The 16,238-nt window shown below is 72.1% G+C and carries 18 protein-coding genes and 1 riboswitch; of the genes, 11 read left to right on the top strand and 7 right to left on the bottom strand.

Going from position 1 to position 16,238, the window contains the following annotated elements:
- Positions 1–69 precede the first annotated feature (69 nt).
- Entirely contained in the window at positions 70–822 is a 753-nt protein-coding gene (locus tag BMY61_RS13220) for an aminoglycoside phosphotransferase family protein (RefSeq protein WP_042447576.1), read from the top strand.
- A gap of 147 nt (positions 823–969) precedes the next feature.
- The gene (locus BMY61_RS46095; RefSeq protein WP_161791250.1) at positions 970–1,128 is read left to right on the top strand and encodes a hypothetical protein; all 159 of its coding nucleotides are present in this window, start codon (positions 970–972) and stop codon (positions 1,126–1,128) included.
- Between the two features lie 9 nt (positions 1,129–1,137).
- Here the strand turns inward: BMY61_RS46095 and BMY61_RS13215 are convergent, their stop codons facing one another.
- Both BMY61_RS13215 and BMY61_RS13210 read right to left on the bottom strand, forming a co-directional pair.
- Positions 1,138–1,638 (bottom strand): GNAT family N-acetyltransferase, encoded by a 501-nt coding sequence (locus BMY61_RS13215; protein ID WP_042447376.1) that lies wholly within the window; start codon positions 1,636–1,638, stop codon positions 1,138–1,140.
- 34 nt (positions 1,639–1,672) lie between these two features.
- Positions 1,673–2,560, bottom strand: coding sequence for an MBL fold metallo-hydrolase (locus BMY61_RS13210; protein ID WP_042447378.1), 888 nt, complete (start codon positions 2,558–2,560; stop codon positions 1,673–1,675).
- A gap of 13 nt (positions 2,561–2,573) precedes the next feature.
- A riboswitch (guanidine-III (ykkC-III) riboswitch) is annotated at positions 2,574–2,641 on the bottom strand.
- 42 nt (positions 2,642–2,683) lie between these two features.
- On the opposite strand from BMY61_RS13210, the gene BMY61_RS13205 reads away from it, so the two are divergent.
- The 4 genes from BMY61_RS13205 (at position 2,684) to BMY61_RS13190 (ending at position 5,009) form a co-directional block, all read left to right on the top strand.
- Positions 2,684–3,469, top strand: coding sequence for a GNAT family N-acetyltransferase (locus BMY61_RS13205; protein WP_161791251.1), 786 nt, complete (start codon positions 2,684–2,686; stop codon positions 3,467–3,469).
- Between the two features lie 124 nt (positions 3,470–3,593).
- A complete protein-coding gene (locus tag BMY61_RS13200; protein ID WP_042447380.1) occupies positions 3,594–4,172 on the top strand; it encodes an HAD domain-containing protein in 579 nt (192 codons plus the stop codon).
- Positions 4,173–4,188: 16 nt separating this feature from the next.
- Entirely contained in the window at positions 4,189–4,479 is a 291-nt protein-coding gene (locus tag BMY61_RS13195) for a VOC family protein (RefSeq protein ID WP_236656006.1), read from the top strand.
- 23 nt (positions 4,480–4,502) lie between these two features.
- Positions 4,503–5,009 carry a GNAT family N-acetyltransferase gene (locus tag BMY61_RS13190; protein ID WP_075003891.1) on the top strand — a complete coding sequence of 169 codons (507 nt, stop codon included), beginning with the start codon at positions 4,503–4,505 and terminating at the stop codon, positions 5,007–5,009.
- On the opposite strand, the gene BMY61_RS48770 is transcribed toward BMY61_RS13190, so the two are convergent.
- Positions 4,986–5,162 (bottom strand): helix-turn-helix domain-containing protein, encoded by a 177-nt coding sequence (locus BMY61_RS48770; RefSeq protein ID WP_201777564.1) that lies wholly within the window; start codon positions 5,160–5,162, stop codon positions 4,986–4,988. The genes BMY61_RS13190 and BMY61_RS48770 overlap by 24 nt on opposite strands.
- On the opposite strand from BMY61_RS48770, the gene BMY61_RS47070 reads away from it, so the two are divergent.
- Positions 5,139–5,471, top strand: a complete 333-nt coding sequence (locus BMY61_RS47070) for a hypothetical protein (protein ID WP_052438681.1) — start codon at positions 5,139–5,141, stop codon at positions 5,469–5,471. The two genes, BMY61_RS48770 and BMY61_RS47070, sit on opposite strands and share 24 nt — an antisense overlap.
- Before the next feature lie 151 nt (positions 5,472–5,622).
- Here the strand turns inward: BMY61_RS47070 and BMY61_RS13175 are convergent, their stop codons facing one another.
- Together BMY61_RS13175 and BMY61_RS13170 are read right to left on the bottom strand one after the other, a co-directional pair.
- Positions 5,623–5,865, bottom strand: coding sequence for a DUF7660 family protein (locus BMY61_RS13175; RefSeq protein WP_042447384.1), 243 nt, complete (start codon positions 5,863–5,865; stop codon positions 5,623–5,625).
- 38 nt (positions 5,866–5,903) lie between these two features.
- The gene (locus tag BMY61_RS13170; protein ID WP_143094320.1) at positions 5,904–6,857 is read right to left on the bottom strand and encodes a hypothetical protein; all 954 of its coding nucleotides are present in this window, start codon (positions 6,855–6,857) and stop codon (positions 5,904–5,906) included.
- 167 nt (positions 6,858–7,024) lie between these two features.
- On the opposite strand from BMY61_RS13170, the gene BMY61_RS13165 reads away from it, so the two are divergent.
- Both BMY61_RS13165 and BMY61_RS13160 read left to right on the top strand, forming a co-directional pair.
- Positions 7,025–8,410: a DUF1254 domain-containing protein gene (locus tag BMY61_RS13165; RefSeq protein WP_143094319.1), complete on the top strand. Its 1,386-nt coding sequence runs from the start codon at positions 7,025–7,027 to the stop codon at positions 8,408–8,410.
- Between the two features lie 502 nt (positions 8,411–8,912).
- The gene (locus BMY61_RS13160; protein WP_201777565.1) at positions 8,913–9,329 is read left to right on the top strand and encodes a hypothetical protein; all 417 of its coding nucleotides are present in this window, start codon (positions 8,913–8,915) and stop codon (positions 9,327–9,329) included.
- Between the two features lie 500 nt (positions 9,330–9,829).
- Here BMY61_RS13160 and BMY61_RS13150 read toward each other — a convergent pair whose 3' ends face one another.
- Positions 9,830–11,518, bottom strand: coding sequence for a serine/threonine-protein kinase (locus tag BMY61_RS13150; RefSeq protein WP_052438683.1), 1,689 nt, complete (start codon positions 11,516–11,518; stop codon positions 9,830–9,832).
- 138 nt (positions 11,519–11,656) lie between these two features.
- Between BMY61_RS13150 and BMY61_RS48360 the strand changes: the two genes are divergently transcribed.
- Together BMY61_RS48360 and BMY61_RS13140 are read left to right on the top strand one after the other, a co-directional pair.
- Positions 11,657–11,779 carry a hypothetical protein gene (locus tag BMY61_RS48360; protein WP_269083965.1) on the top strand — a complete coding sequence of 41 codons (123 nt, stop codon included), beginning with the start codon at positions 11,657–11,659 and terminating at the stop codon, positions 11,777–11,779.
- Positions 11,780–11,981: 202 nt separating this feature from the next.
- Complete coding sequence (locus BMY61_RS13140; RefSeq protein WP_082015006.1) at positions 11,982–15,971, top strand: Pls/PosA family non-ribosomal peptide synthetase; 3,990 nt, start codon at positions 11,982–11,984, stop codon at positions 15,969–15,971.
- Here the strand turns inward: BMY61_RS13140 and BMY61_RS46090 are convergent.
- Positions 15,947–16,238: hypothetical protein (locus tag BMY61_RS46090; RefSeq protein WP_177240379.1), on the bottom strand; the 292-nt coding region annotated here is incomplete at its 5' end. The two genes, BMY61_RS13140 and BMY61_RS46090, sit on opposite strands and share 25 nt — an antisense overlap.

Here is a 16,238-nt window from a genome sequence, read left to right as displayed (position 1 = left end):
GCGCAGGTCCGCTGCCTGTCCTGCAGGCTCGCGCTTGGTTCCGGACCCGATCTCGGGACAATGCTCGGTGTGGACGAGATCGAGATCGTCGTCGCCCATCAGGAACGCGCGACCCTGCGCGTGGGTGACGTGTTCCTGAAGGTCGACACCGATCAGACGCGTACCGACGTCGAGGTCGCGGCGATGGCCCTGGCGCCGGTCCCGACCCCGGAGGTCCTGTGGCGCAAGCCCCCCGTGCTGGCGCTCGCCGCCCTCCCCGGCACGGCACTCGGACGCCTGGGTGAACCGTCGGCCGCGTCCCCGGCCGCGTGGGCCGCGGCGGGCGCAGCGGCGCGGGCCCTGCACGACGCGCCGCTTCCGCCATGGCCCGGCCCGTGCCTCGACGACCTCGCGTCGGCTCTCGACGCCGAGTGCTCCTGGCTCCTGACGCACGAGGTCCTTCCCCGCGACCTGATCACCCGCAACCGACGCATTGCCGAGGACGCGCTGCGGCCGTGGACACCGGTGTTCACCCACGGCGACCTGCAGGTCGCCCACGTGTTCGTCGACGGCGACGAAATCAGCGGGGTGATCGACTGGTCCGAGGCGGGCCGGGGCGACGCGCTCTTCGACCTCGCCGTCCTGACGCTGGGATACGAGGAGCGCCTCGCCGACGTCGCCGCGGGCTACGGCAGCGATGCCGACGTCGACATGGACGTCATCCGCGCGTGGTGGTCCTTGCGGAGCCTGACGGCGGTCCGCTGGCTCGTCGAGCACGGCTTCGACCCGTCCGCGCCCGGCTGTGAGGTCGACGTGCTGCGGGCCCGGATGCGAGGCACGTGATCGGTGGCGGACCTCCCGTCCGGATCGGGTACTTCGGCCCCGCGGGCCTGCACCGCCACGAGCACCTGCCGCAGTTGGTCCGGCACCTGCGACACTTGCGGGCGGTGAGCCCGCGCGTGCTCGCCGGCCGACTGGGAGGGAGGCCCGATGCGTCGTGCCAAGTCGATGGTCAGACGGATCGCCATCGTCTCCGGGACCACTCTCGGGATGATGGCGCTGCTCTTCACGTTCTGGTGGCTCCTGGTGCCTCTCGTGCTCAGGACCCTCCTTGCGGGCAGCACCGGCGACTGGGGGCCGGGCCCCTGACGGTCCGGGCTACGGCCGGAGTGTCAGGTCGCGCTCGTACCAGGTCCCTTGCTTGCCGCCGAGGTCGGACGGTTCCGCTCGGCCGACCGGGACGAATCCGGCCTTGGCCAGCACCCTCTGGGACGCGGTATTGGCATGTGAGGTCGCCGCCCTCAGCGTGCGCAGCCCGTGCCGCGTCACCGCCAGCCCGCACAACTCCCGGACGGCCCCGGTCGCCACGCCGCGTCCCGCGACCCTCTCGGCGACCCGGTAGCCGAGGTCGGCCCTGCCGTCTCGGAGGTCGTAGAGGTTGAACCGGCCCAGAATCGACCCGTCCTCGTCGACCAGCACGTAGAAGGCGCACCTGCCGGTCGCCTGCTCGGCCAGCGCGGCGGCGTGACGCTCGGCGAATCCGTCGAAGAACGCGTCGCCCCGGTCCGAGATCGAAGCCGCGAAGTAGTCACGGTTCTCCAGCTCGAAGGCGAGGACCGTCGAGGCGTCGTCGGCATCCAGCTGCTTCAGTTCGGGCACGGCGCAACCCTACCGGGACACCTCGTGGGTGAGGTCAGTCCTCGGGCCAAAGGACGAAGAGCGGGCGGGCGAGCCGCCGCGGCCGGTCGGCGATCCCGCCCAGCTCGTCGAGCGCGGAGCGGATCTCGCGCAGGTGCGTGACGGTCAGCTGCAGCGGGGGCTCGTCCGGTTGGTACGTGGTGCCCACGGGGTAGTCCACACCCGGCTCGGTGCTCATCTCGATGTGGCAGCCCAGGACGTGCGTGACGGGTCGGTGGTCGCAGAACTCGATCAACCGGTCGACGGTGCGGGTGAAGGCGGGCAGGTCCTGGATGTAGAGCCGGCCCGGGTACACGGTGTCCCCGGTGAGCAGGAACCCGGTCCACGGGTCGTAGAACGTGACCGCCGCCTCGTGGTGCCCGGGCGTGGCGAGGCACTCCAGCACCCGTCCGCCCAGGTCGACCCGCGCCACACCGGTCGGGTCCTGTTCGAAGCCGAAGTACGCCCAGGCGGTGGCGAGGCGCGCGTCGACCACGGTGGTGTCGGGCCGGTCGGCGAACTGGCCGTCGCCCGCGACGTGGTCGCTGTGGCCGTGCGTGTGCAGGACCAGCAACTGGTAGTCCACCCGCGGATGGCGGGCGAGCCAGCCGTCGACGAGCTCGTCCACCACGCGGCGCAGCGGGAAGAACTCGGCGGACGCGGTGGCCCCGGTGTCGATCAGCACCGCGCGGTCGTTGCCGAACAGCAGGAACAGGAACGGCGCCTCGTAGTGCACCGCCTTGTTCTGCCGAAGGATGACCGTGTGCTCGTCGTAGGCGTGGACCTGGATGTCCGGGTCGGTGTTGTGCTTGGACGACACGGAGCCGTGGATCCACCGGACGTCCAGCTCACGAGGCTCCGGCCCCCGGCCCTCGAAGTCGACGAAGCGTGCGCCTGCGGCCATGACGTCTCCCTGCGGTGCGTCGTCTTCTCAGACCGGGTACGGCGCACATCTCGTCCGGGGCCGGCACGTACGCGCCTCCGTCGCGAAGCTACCACGAGCTCGGACCACGATATGTTCGTGTGCGTGGTCACCATCTCCCAAGAAGGTCCGCTGCGGTGGACGGCATGGCGCGAGGGACTGGAGATCGGCAGTCTCCTCGCGCGTGTCAGGCCGGACCAGCGGTGCTTCCTCCTCCACCGGGGCAGCTCCGACACACGTGGACTCCTGCTGGATGCGGCGCTGGGGGCGTTCGAAGGGGACCTGTACGGAGAGGTCGACGAAGCAGACGCCGATGGCCTCGACGACCTGTGCGCACGGGGTTTTGTCGTCCATCGGCGAGAACATCACTACCTCCTGCCGACCGACCCCGGTCGCACGGGACTGGCCCAGCACCGGTCACCGACGTCGTTGACCTTCCTGCCGGTGCAGAAAGCGGACGCAGATCGTTGGCGCAAGCTGGACGACGCGTTGCGCCAGGACGTCCCGGGCACGGCGGGATGGCGCAACGACCCGGACCGCTTCGCCGAGGAGACGTTCGGTGATCCGGAGTTCGATCCGACCACCTATCTGCTGGCCGTGGACGGGACGACCGGGGAGTACATCGGTCTGATCCGCGTGTGGAACACCTCGACGGGACCCCGGCTCGGACTCATCGGAACTCTTCCGGGCCACAGGCGCCGAGGAGTGGCGTTGGCCTTGATGGCCGAGGTGTTCGACCTGCTCCATCGGCGGGGCCGGACTCATGTCCACTGCGAAGTCGACACCGGCAATGTGGCTTCCGACGCACTCATGATCGGGATCGGAGCTGAACGTGTCGGGGGAACCGTCGAGCTCGTGCGTCGCCGGCCGGCGACCTGGGACCGCGGTTGAGATCCACCGCGATGCCCGCCTCGGGATCGTGCCCGGCTGCGTTGCCCAGCATAATGCGCTGGGTCCTGCGGCAGACGGCCGGTACCGTGCGGGGACGATCTGTGGGGGTGGGCTGGTGCGGCCGATGCTGCTGGTGGACGTGGACGGGCCGCTGAATCCCTATGCGGCGAAGCCGCACAGGCGGCCGGAGGGCTACGGGACCCACCGACTGATGACCCCCCGGTGGCAGGCGGCCGAGCGCCGGCGGCTCAATGAGTGGGGCCTTCCCCACAAGGCGGTGAAGCCGCTGCGGGTCTGGCTCAACGCGGCACACGGGCCGGCTCTCACCGCGCTGCCCTTCGACCTGGTGTGGGCGACGACCTGGGAGGAAGAGGCCAACGACTTCCTGGCACCGCTGCTGGGGTTGCCCTCGCTGCCGTTCATAGCGTGGCCCGATCCGCGGCCCGAGCCCGAGGGTGGCGTGTTCTGGAAGACGCCGGAGATCGTGGCCTGGGCGCAGGGCCGCCCGTTCGCGTGGGTCGACGATCAGATCACGGACGCGGACCGCGCCTGGGTCCTGGCCCACCACCGCGGTCCGGGGCTGCTCCACCACGTCGATCCCAAGATCGGACTGACGGAAGCCGACTTCGCGTATCTGAAGGGCTGGGCGAGCGAGCCTCGCGACGCTGTGATCTTCAGGGGACGAGCAGGAACTGATGACTGAACCGAAACCTGTCGGCATGACCCTTCTCGTGCTGTACTCCCCGCGGCTCGAGGAATGCCGGAGCTATTATCAGAACCTCGGCCTGCACTTCACGGCGGAGCGGCACGGTCGAGGGCCGGAGCACTACGCCGCGATCCTTCCCGATGGCATGGTGTTCGAGCTCTACCCCGCCCGCGAAGGGCAGCGGACGGGCGCCCTTCGTCTCGGCCTGGCCGTCGACGGTGCCGCGGCGAGTCCGCGGCTTGCGCCGGGACGGCACCTCCTCAGCGACCCGGACGGCCGTACAGTGGAGATCCACGCGGAGTGAGCCGCCACGCGCCCGGAGGGACCATGCTGATCAGGCCGGCGCAGGGCATCGAGGCCGGGATCCTGAGTGACCTGGCGATGCGCTCCAAGGCCTACTGGGGATACGACGACGCGTTCATGGCTGCCTGTCGGGAGGAACTGACCCTCTCCGCGGCGACGATCGAGAGCCGACGGACGGCTGTCGCGGAGCTGGACGGTCGCCTCCTCGGCTTCGCGACCCTCGAAGGAGAGCCGCTGGAAGGGACGCTGGGCATGCTGTTCGTCGAGCCGGACGCCATCGGTCGTGGCGTCGGTCGGCGCCTGTTCGAGCACGTCATGGCGAATGCCCGGGCCCTGGGCTTCGCACGGCTCACCATCGACGCCGACCCCCATGCCGAGCCCTTCTACCTGGCCATGGGCGCTCGGCGGATTGGCGCGACCCCGTCGGAGTCCATTCCGGGACGGATGTTGCCCCTGCTCGCGGTCACGTTCACGGGTTCAGGACCGGATTCAGGACCGGAGTCACCGTCAGTTCTGTGGGTCCATTCCTGAATTCTGCGTCCGGGCCTGCAGGCGCGCTGCGCGTAAGGCCACTTCGATGCCGAGCCGCTCCTCGCCGTTCTCCAGGCGGGAGCCGAAGAGGCGTTCCAGGGTGCGCATGCGGTAGCGCACCGTCTGGGGGTGGACGCCGAGTTCGGCGGCCACCTGGGTGGCCGGCTCGCGGCTGGAGAGCCAGCCGTCCTCACCTGCCAGTACAGCTCGCTCATGGCCGGCATCCGCACTCAGGGCGCGAGACAGAAGCTGGTCCTCACCACGACCGTCACCGACTGCGGCGTCGACGTCCTCACTGGTGACCGCGCCCACCTCCTCGTCCAGGCGGACCAGACCAGCGTCAGCACGGCCTCCGGCGCGGCCTCGGGCGCCTCCAACGACGGCGCCGCGATGATCGCGGTCGACGCGGTCTACCAGCAGGGCTCCTGGCACATCGCGGACTTCGACACCTTCGGGGTGTGAGGCTCTGCCGAACGGTCGACCACCTGCCGTTCCGGCTCGGGGAGCGTCCAAGCCATGAGCCCGGTCGACGTGTTCGAGGCGGCCGCCACGGAGCTGTTCTTCGTGATCGACGGGGTCACCGCAGCGAGGGGTGAGCGAAGCTCGTGCACGGCTACTCGTAAACTGCCGCCGCACCCAGGACGAAGGCGATGAATCCCCACTCGGCGGGAGCATCCGCCGGGGCGTGTGCGGCCCTGCCGTGGTCCACGAGGCACGCGCTGAGTGCGTCGAGGAAGCGGTCGACGGTCTTGTTCTCCCAGGTCTCCCCGGACTTCCGGAACTCCTCGCTCAGCCTGTCGACATATCGGGCCAGTTCTTCGCGGTTGGTCACTTCGTGCTCTACCGGAAACGTCATGCGGGCATCATCCCCGCGAGGCCGGAAGCAAGGGAACGTCACTCGGCCGGCGCGGTGGGTGCGGTGGGCGCGGTCGGCCCGAGGGCGAGGCGGCGATGGTGGCGCTTCGCCCAGGTAGCGTTGAGCAGGGCGTTCAGTATCAGGATCGGGAACGCGGTGGCGGTCCAGGCGAACATCAGGTTCTGGTACCAGAGCCCCCGTCCCACCAGGTGGATGTAGAACGCTCCGAGCAGTATGCAGACGCTCGGAGCCAGCAGCAGAATCGGCAGGAGCGCCACGACCCGGAAGGCTCGGTCGAAGGCCGCCTGCGGCAACAGGTCACCGCTGGACGGTAGTTGGCGGGTGTTCAGCATCCACCGCTGCAGCCGTTCCGCGGACCAGCCGACCGCGCCGCAGACTGGCACCAGGGCGAGGAACCCGAGAGCCAGGCTGCCTCGGTTCTGCGTGGCGCAGGCCGCCGCGGCCACCAGAGCCGGGCCGACGGTCAGCACGCGGGCGGTCCGGATCAGCCAGACCGGCACGGCCTGCCGCAACGGGATCGTCGCCGCCGGCGTGGACCAGGACTCCGCCTCCGGGACGGACTCCCGGCGAGTGCGAACCAGTTCCCAGAGGTCCTCCACCGTGCCGATCAGCAGCCCGAAGACCATACCGACGACGGCGCCCGCCGGGCCCGGGAACGGCACCGCCTCGATGTCGACGTGGTCGACGGCGTCGCTGTTCAGCTGGGCCACGAACGTGCCGACCAGGTATCCGAGGAAAGGCCCCCCGAGCATCGCCGCGAGGAGCAGCGCCAGCACCGAGCGTCGCCGCAGGCGCGCCGCGACCGGGGCCACCATGGCCTCCGGCAGGTACAGGTCCATCTCTCGGGCGAACCGGTCGGCGCGCCGGAAGTCGGTCTTGGGGCTTCGGCGGCGGTGCACCACCCACGCGCTCAGACCCAAGCCGCCCGAGACGACGGCGCCCGTCGTCACTCCCGCAACCACCGCCGACATGTCCTGACCTGCCCGCCTCTGTCACCCGCGCCTCCAGCGCGGCTCGAAGCGAGAGTTGTAGCACACCTGGACGGCGCGGCGATCACCCGTTCGGCGGGCAGCGGTCGCGGGTGGGCCGGGCCGTGGCAAGGGTGGCGGTCAGGAGCGTCGGGAGAGGGGCGAATGTCGTGCTGGAGCAGATCGAGTTCGAGGGCGGGTTGCCGAAGGAAGTGAGCGCGCAGGCGTCGTTCGAGGTGAGCGACCGGCGGCGGGCCGTGGAGGCCTACCGGTTCTTCTACCCGACGGTCTCGCTGGAGTCGATCCTGCGGGGGACCAGGGCCGGGGGAGCGGTCGACAACGAGTCGGCGCCGGTCATCGTGGCGCGTCCGATCCACGTCGGGTTCACTCTCAACTCCGACACCCCCTACCTCGGCGGGGGCCTGGACCTGCGCAAGGGCGGGCCGATGGTGATCGAGCTGCCGCCGGGGCCGCTGGTCGGGCTGGTGGACGACCACTACCACCGCTGGCTCGTCGACCTCGGCCTGCCGGGCCGCAACGGCCCGAAGGGCGGCAAGGTGCTGCTGCTGCCGCCCGGCCATGAGGGCACGCCGGACGCCGACGGCTACGAGGTGGTGCGCAGCGACACCTGGCAGGTCCTGTTCGCGCTGCGCGCCCTGCCGCTCGGCGGCGACCTGCACCAGGCCACGGCGCTGATGCGGACCGTCAAGATCTACGCCTGGGACCTCCGCGACGCGCCGCCCGCCTTCGGGTTCACGGACATCGGCGACCAGCCGATGGACACGACCCCACTGGCCGTCGAGAACAACCTGGAGTTCTGGAAGGTCCTGCACTCCGTCGTCGACACCGAGCCCGCCGTCGACGAGCTGCGCCCGATGCTGGGCCTGCTCGCCGAGCTCGGCATCGAGGCCGGCCGGCCCTTCGCTCCGGACGCGCGCATGGCGCAGATCCTGACCGAGGCCGCGCGGCAGGGCCGCGACGAGATGCTCGTCTCGGCGTTCGCCTCCCGCCGGCCGGACCGGATCGCCTGGCCGGACCGCACGTGGGAGTGGGTGGGCCTGCGCCCCGAGAACGGGACGTTCGAGCGCCAGGGTTCTCTGGACGTCGAGGCCAAGGACCGCTGGTTCGCCCAGGCCATCGTCGCCTCGCCCGCGATGTTCCGCCGCGACGCCGGGGCGGGCTCGCTCTACTGGCTCGGCCACCGCGACAGCACGGGCGCCTACCTGGACGGCGGTCGCAGCTACCGCCTGCGCGTCCCGCTGCCGGTGCCGTACTCGCTGTTCTGGTCCGTCACCGCCTACGACGCGCAGACCCGCTCCGAGGTCGTCACCGACCAGGGCCGGGCGGCGCTGCGGTCCATGTTCGAGAAGGTGGAGCCGGAGGCCGCCGACCACGTCGACCTGTACTTCGGCCCCGAGCCCCCGACCGACGGCGAGGGCCGTTGGATCCAGACGGCGCCGGGCCGGGGCTGGTTCGCCTACTTCCGCATCTACGGCCCCGAACAGGCCGCCTTCGACGGCGACTGGAGGCCGGGCGACTTCGAGGCGCTCGACTAGGTACTGCCGGACGTGGTGGCAGCAGCTTCAGTACGCGCGCACGGGCACCGACCTTCCCGCCCTGGCCCGAGGCAGGCACTCTGGTGTCTCAACGGTCGGACCGGGGGCGGCGATGCAGAGGTGCTGGCAGTGGCTGAGGCGGCATCGGGCCATGGCCTTCGCCCTGGCATACGTCGGCGCCCTCGTAGGGTCCGTTCTGCTCACGGCGCTCGGAGTTCTGCTGAGGCAGGCGCTCCTGGGGCCCTTCATGCTGGTCAACTACTGACGTTGACGGGCTCGTGGCCTTCCGGGGGGCGTCTGGCCGCATCGCGGTCAAGGCTGACGTGCCGTGATCCGGCGGGCGTGTCCTGCCTGGGACCGAGATCTCCTGTGGCTTCCCGGGCTTACCTGGACTGAGCCCAGGGCGGGGGCAGGGTCGGTTCTGGCGGATCGCGGCTGTGGAAGCGGTGGCAGGCGGTACGGTCTGATGCAGGGTCAGCAGCGTTTCCGTGGGGGTGCTGGGGTGACGGGGATCGAGATCGCGGTGGGGTACGTGTTCGCGTGGCTGGTCCGCAAGGCCAAGCGCGTGGGTGGCCGGGCCGACCAGGAGGTTGACCGGGGCTTGGACGCGGGGATGGACCGCGTCCATGACCTGGTGAGTCGCAAGCTGGGTGAGGATCCGGCGCTGGCGCGGGCCGCCCAGGAGGCCGCCGAGGGACGCGAGGAGCCGACCGAGCGGACCCGGCGCCGGCTCACGGACTCCCTGGAGGACGCGGTCGAGCACGATCCGGGCTTCGCAGAGGCGTTGGAGACGCTGATTGCGCAGCTGCAGGCCGCCGCCGGGCCTGGCGGTGGCGCGGTGAGCGGGAACATCTTCACGGGGCCGACCGCGATTCAGATCGGCGACCACAACCGGCAGGACAACCGCTTCGGCGTCTGACCATGCCGGGAGACACCTTCTACGGGCCTTACGCCGGCCAGTACGGCGACGGCAACGAGCAGCACAACCACTTCCACACCCCGCCCCGCACACCGGCTGCCTGGCCGCACATGGTCGGCAGTCCGTCCGGCCGGGCGCCGGCCTTCCAGGAGCGGGCCGAGGCAGCCCGGCTACGGCAGGTGCCGGAAAAGCGAGGCTGTGCTGGCCGACCGGTCGCGGGTTCTGGGCCCCGACCACCCCGACACCCTCACCACCCGTGGCAACCTCACGTGGTGGCTTCGGGAGGCCGGCCACCGGGCTCGGGTTCTCGGAGAGGAGCATCCCGACACCGTGCGCGCTCGGCAGAACCTGGCCCGGTGGCGGGCGGAGCTGGAAACCGGGGACGAGCCGGGTAGCGGTTGACGAGACCGCGCCGCTGCCGCCAGTGTCCGGTCCGATACTCCCCGGGGGCCACTCCGCATCAACGCCCCCGAGCGATCCGTCGGACCGGCTCTGGCGGGTCAACTCGTCCGGGTGAAGGTCGCGTTGTAGCCGAAGGCGAGACAGAGTCCGGAGTCGGTGATGCCCTGGACGCTGATCGTGTAGGTGCCGGGACTCGCGTAGTGGTGTGCGGCCAGGAAGGAGTACGTGCCCCCGGGGCCACCGGCGGTGTCGCCCTTGGAGGAGGTGCCGTCGCCCCAGGTGATGTCACCCGTGAAGGTGCAGCCCTCGTCGCCGTTGGTGTTGTGGTACCACTGCAGCTCGACGGTCGGGTTGTTGCTGCTGCACGCGGTGTGGTTGTAGTTGAGCACGCACTCCGGCCCGCGCCGGGGCGTGGGAGTGGCCGTCACGGTGACGGTGGGCCTGGTGGCGGGCGGGGTGGTTCCGTTCCCGCCGTTGCCGTTTGATGACCCGCCGCCGGGAGCGGTCGTCGTGGGGCCGGGCCGGCCGGGTGTGCCGGACGCGCTCGGTGTGCCGTTCGGGTCGGCGGAGGGGCTGGGGTTCGGGCTCGTGCCCGGGGTGGTCCCGTGTGTACCGGCGGATGGTGACGCCGAGGGCGTCGTGGGGCCCGAGGAGCCCGTCACGCCAGGACCCGCCGCCGCATGCGACGGTGACAGCTCCGGCACCAGCAGCAGCCCCGTGGCGACACCGGTGGTCAGGACCAGCGGGATGACGATCGGCGTGAGCCAGCGTCGACGGTGCCGAGGCGCGGCCGAGGTCGGGACGGGCTCCGCCGTCGTGAGCTCCAGCGTCGCCGGGTCGGGTGCGGGCAGCGCGGCGAAGGCCGCGCGGGCGCGGAGCGGGGCCATGACCGGTTCGGGCCAGTCGGGCGTCTCCAGCACGCAGCGTTGGCGGGCCAGTTGGAGGAGGCGATCGGCCGTCGGGCGGGCGGTGGGGTTCTTGTCGAGGCAGGCCGCGACGGCCTCGGCGAGATCGGGGGAGACGGCCTGGAGCGCGTTCAGGTCGGGCTCGGTGTGCACGATGCGGTAGAGCATGTCGACGCCGGAGCCCTCGCCGAAGGGCGGGCGTCCGCCGGCGGCGTAGGCGATCAGCGCGCCGAGGGCGAAGATGTCGGCCGCCTCGGTCAACTCCCCGGTTCCGTTGGCCTGTTCGGGCGACATGTAGGCGGGGGTGCCGAGGACCACGCCGGTGCGGGTGAGACGGCTCTGGTCGGCGGCGCGGGCGACGCCGAAGTCGATGAGGGCCACTCCGTCGACGGTGAGCATGACGTTGGAGGGCTTCAGGTCGCGGTGGACCATGCCCAGCGCGTGGACGGCTTTCAGTCCGGCGGCGGCCTCGCGCAGCAGCAGCCACAGCCGACTCGCGTCCAGCGGGCCGCCGTTGACGGCGAGGACCTTGTCCAGGGTGAGGCCGGGGATGTAGGCGGTGGCGAACCACGGCGGCCGCGCCTCGCGGTCGGCCAGCAGCAGCGGGGCGCTGACCTTCTCGGGCAGGCGGGCCAGGTTGTCCAGCTCGTGCGAGAAGTGCCGCTGGAACTCCTCGTCCTCGATGAACTGCGGCAGTACCTGCTTGACCGCGGCGTACCGGCCGGCGACCGTGCCGAGGTAGACCCGGCCCATGCCGCCCGAGCCGAGCCGTCCCAGCAGCGGGATCGGTCCGATCAGCCGCGGATCGTCACCGTCCAGAGGCTCTGCTCCGCTGCCGGACAGGTCGAAGCCGCTGCCCTCGGTCCCCCCAAGTGGTGTCATGGAACGGCATGTTAGCGAACGCTCATGTACACAGAGCGGCGGCGGCTTTCTGAGAACTTCCTGGAAGTCCGGTGGGAACTGCCTGAGATGGTGCGGCAACCGCCCTGCCTGCGGCGTTCGATCGCGAAGACTTGGTCCATGGCACCAACCGTCCTGCTGTTCGCCTTGGTGGCCGCGATTTCGACGCGCCGCCCGGCCTTCCCGATGTACGCGGCCTTCCTCATAGGCTCGGAGCCCGGCGCCTCCATAGCCGCCCGCTAATCGCGTACCTCGTCGCAGGAATCCCCTTCTCCACCCTCTCCACGCGTAGGTCTCCCGCGCCCGCATCGAGCGCCTCCGACGGTGTCCCCCGTCCACGGAGCTGACGCGTCTCTTCACCTTTCCCGCTGTCAGGTCGATCGACCTGTCGCGTCTTTCGGCCATGGCTTGTGCCGTGGTCGTCGTTCCCGTCGAAGGGCTCTGCATGACGCTCACCCCTGCCCACGCGCGCCATCCGATGCGCATCACGGCGCCACTGCCGCACGCGGCGAGCGCACCTCCGACGCCGTGGCCGTCCGGGCCACCGTCCGCGCCCGCCACGCTGCTGCAACTGTTCGACGCCGTCGTGCGATCGGCGCCCACGGCACCGGCTCTGGACGCCGACGGGACGGTGTCGGGCTATGCGGACCTGCGCGCGGCCGCGGAGGCCGTTGCCGCCGAGCTGACCCGGCGCGGGATCGGCCCCGGGGACCGGGTGGGGGTCCGGGTGCCCTCCGGCACGTCGGACCTGTACCTGGCCGTGCTCGGTGTCCTCCACGCGGGAGCCGCCTACGTCCCCGTGGACGTCGACGACCCCGACGAGCGGGCCGCGATGGTCTGGCAGGACGCCGACGTGTGCGCGGTGGTCGGCGCGGGTTGCCGTATCGCGGAGGGGCCGGGCACCCCCGGGCGCCGCGTCGGCCCGCCCGACCCGTCCGACGACGCCTGGGTGATCTTCACCTCGGGGACGACGGGCCGGCCCAAGGGAGTGGCCGTCAGCCACCGCTCGGCGGCGGCGTTCGTGGAGGCGGAGGCACGGCTCTTCCTCGCCGACCACGCCGAGGGTCCACTCGGGCCCGGCGACCGGGTCCTGGCCGGACTGTCCGTCGCCTTCGACGCGTCCTGCGAGGAGATGTGGCTCGCCTGGGCCCACGGCGCCTGCCTGGTCCCTGCCCCGCGCGCGCTCGTCAAGGCCGGCACCGAGCTCGGTCCGTGGCTGGTCCGGCGGAGGATCAGCGTGGTGTCCACCGTGCCGACGCTGGCCGCGCTCTGGCCCGACGAGGCCCTCGACGGTGTGAGGCTGCTCGTCGTCGGCGGCGAGGCGTGCCCCGCCGAGCTGGTCGAGCGGCTGGACCGGCCGGGGCGGGAGGTGTGGAACACCTACGGTCCCACCGAGGCCACCGTGGTGACCTGCGCGGCGCGGCTGCGGGCCGGGCAGCCGGTGCGCATCGGACATCCGCTGGCCGGTTGGGAGGTGGCGGTCGTCGACCCGGAGGGACGCCGGGTCCCGTGGGGTGGCACCGGCGAGCTGCTCATCGCGGGCGTCGGGATCGCCCGCTACCTCGACGTCGCGAAGGACAGGGAGAAGTTCGCGCCGCATCCGGCGCTGCCCGGCCGACGGGTCTACCGCAGCGGCGACCTGGTGCGTGCCGACCCGGAGGGTCTGGTCTTCGTCGGGCGCGCCGACGACCAGGTCAAGCTGGGCGGACGCCGCGTCGAGCTCGGAGAGGTCGAGGCCGCCCTGTCGGCGCTGCCCGGTGTCCGGGCGGCGGCCGCCACGGTGCAGCACACCGAAGCCGGCGGGCAGGTCCTGGTCGGTTACCTCGTGCCCGCGGACCCGCTGCCCTCGGACCCGCAGGCCGCGGACCCGCAGGCCGCACTCGACCGGGCGGACCTGCGACGAAGACTCCTGGAACAGCTGCCCGCGGCGCTGGTGCCCGTCCTGGCGGTGCTGCCCGAACTGCCCACCCGGACCTCGGGCAAGGTCGACCGCGCCCGCCTGCCCTGGCCGCTGCCGACGGGGAACACCCCGTCGGCAGCGGGACCGGAGCTCACCGGTACGGCACGGTGGCTGGCCCAGCAGTGGCAGCGCCTGCTCGGCGTCCCCGTCGACGCCGACAGCGACTTCTTCGCCCTCGGCGGCAACAGCCTGGGCGCCGCCCGGCTCATCTCCGCGTTGCGCGACCGCTACCCCGGCGTCGGCGTCGCCGACCTCTACCACCGGCCCGGGCTGCGGGAGTTCGCCACCCACCTGGACCAGGTCGCCGCGCCGACCGGCGAGCGGCGCGAGGTCCGCCCCACCCCGCGGCGCGTCGCCGCCTACCAGGGCCTGGTCCTGACGGTGCTGGCGCTCCTCACCGGCCTGCGCTGGCTGCTCGCGCTCGCAGCCGTGGACGACCTGCTCGGCCCGCTGCCGTGGACCGTGCACACCTCCTGGTGGGTGATCGGAGCCGGATGGCTGCTGTTGTCCAGCGCGCCCTGCCGCGCCCTGATCGGCGTGCTCGGCGCGAGGGCCCTGACCGCCCGTCTGCGACCGGGGAGCCACCCGCGCGGCGGATCGGTGCACCTGCGCCTGTGGACGGCCGAGCGCGTCGTGGCGAGCTTCGGCGTCGCGTCCGTCCTCGGCACTCCGATGGCCGCACGCTACGCACGGCTGCTCGGCTGCCGGGTCGGCGCCCATGTCGACCTGCACGCCATGCCGCCGGTCACCGGCCTGGCGAGCTTCGGTGACGGCTGCTCGGTCGAGCCGGGGGCCGACCTGGCGGGCTGGTGGCTCGACGGCGACGTGCTGCACCTGGGCGCCGTCCATGTCGGCGCCGGAGCGCGCGTCGGCACCCGCAGCCTGCTGATGCCGGGCGCGCACGTCGACGAGGGCGCCGACACCGCCCCCGGCAGCTGCGTCTCCGGCGCGGTTCCGGCCGACGCGCCGCGGCCGGACCGGCCGCGCCCGACGGACCGGCCGCCGTTCACCGACTGGTGGCCCGCCCCGCACCACCACCGCTCCCGGCGCTGGACCGCCGCCTACGCGCTCACCCTCCCGCTGCTCCAGGCGCTGCCGCTGCTCGCCGCCGCCCCCGCGCTCTGCGCGCTGTACCTGGCGGTCCGCCACACCGCCGACCTCGGCCGGGTCGCCGCCGCGGTCCTGGAACTGAGCGTGCCCCTCGTCCCGGTCACCGTCCTGCTCTACGCGCTGCTCCTGGCCGGCGCGGTGCGGGTGCTCTCCCGCCCGCTCGTCCCCGGCCTCCACCCCGCGCACGGCAGGGTCGCCTGGAGCGCCTGGCTGGTGCACCGGCTCATGGACACGGCCCGGCACGCCCTGTTCCCCCTCTACGCCAGCCTGCTGACGCCCGCCTGGCTGCGGCTGCTCGGGGCCCGGATCGGCCGCCAGGTGGAGGCCTCCACCGTGCTCGGCCTGCCGAGCCTGATGCGCGTCGAGGACCAGGCGTTCCTTGCCGACGACGCACTGCTGGCGCCGTTCGAGGTGCGCGGCGGCTGGCTGCGGCTGGGCACAGCCACCGTCGGCAAGCGCGCCTTCGTCGGGAACTCCGCGATCGTCGGGCCGGGCCGGGGCTTGGCCGACGACGCCCTGGTGGGCGTGCTCTCGGACGCGCCCGCACTCGCCGCGGCCCGCGGCTCCTGGCTCGGCCGGCCCGGCTTCCCCCTGCAGCGCAACCCCGAACGGGCGGACGCCGCGCGGACCTTCGACCCTCCGCGGCGGCTCGTCCGGGCCCGGGCGGGCGTGGAACTGTGCCGACTGCTGCCGTGGCTGGTGAGCGCACTGATCGCGGACGGCGCCGTGCTGGCGCTCCAGAAGGCGTTCGACGCCCTCGGGCCCACGCTCGCCGTGCCGGCGGCGGCGGGCCTGCTGCTCGCCTGCGGCATCCTCGCCTGTCTGCTCACCACCGGGGTCAAGTGGCTCCTGGTCGGCCGGTTCCGGGCAGGGCAGCAACCGTTGTGGAGCTCGTTCGTGTGGCGCAACGAGCTCTTCGACACCTTCCTCGAGGTCCTGGCCATGCCCTGGCTGGGCGGGTCCCTGACCGGCACGCCCTTCCTCGCCCTGTGGCTGCGGAGCCTCGGCGCCAGGATCGGTCGCGGGGTGTGGTGCGAGACGCACTGGCTCCCCGAGACCGACCTGGTCAGCATCGGTGACGGCGCTTCGGTCAACCGCGGCGTGGTGCTCCAGACGCACCTGTTCCACGACCGGCTCATGCGGATGGACGCCGTCACCGTCGGCGACGGTGCCACGGTCGGCCCGAACACCATCGCCCTGCCGGGCTCACGGCTCGGCGACGGCACGGTGGTCGGCCCCTCGTCGCTCGTCATGCGCGGCGAGTCGATCCCGGAGCAGGGTCGCTGGCTCGGCAACCCGGTCGCCCCCTGGCCGGCCGTGACCGGCCAGGGGGCCCGGCATCAGGAGGTCGTGATGTCGTCGTAGTAGGTGTAGGTCGGGTCGCCCGGGTAGTTGTCGTCCTTGTTGGTCAGGGTCAGCGTGTAGCTGTCGCCGGCGATGATGTTCGCCGTCTTCAGCACCCAGCCGGAGCTGGACACGCAGGTCTTGGCCAGGACGGTGGTGGTGGTGCCGGTGGTGTTGTTCTTCAGGGTGGCCGTGGCCCAGTCGTAGGTGACGGTGTCCGGGCAGGTCACGTTGTAGTAGAAGGACAGCTTGGTCGAGCCGGTCGGCGCGGTGAAGGTCTGCGCCGCG

It is taken from the genome of Streptacidiphilus jiangxiensis (assembly GCF_900109465.1).
GTDB lineage: Bacteria > Actinomycetota > Actinomycetes > Streptomycetales > Streptomycetaceae > Streptacidiphilus > Streptacidiphilus jiangxiensis.
Note: the sequence above shows the minus strand (reverse complement) of the source record. Positions and strands in the feature narration are given on the sequence as shown.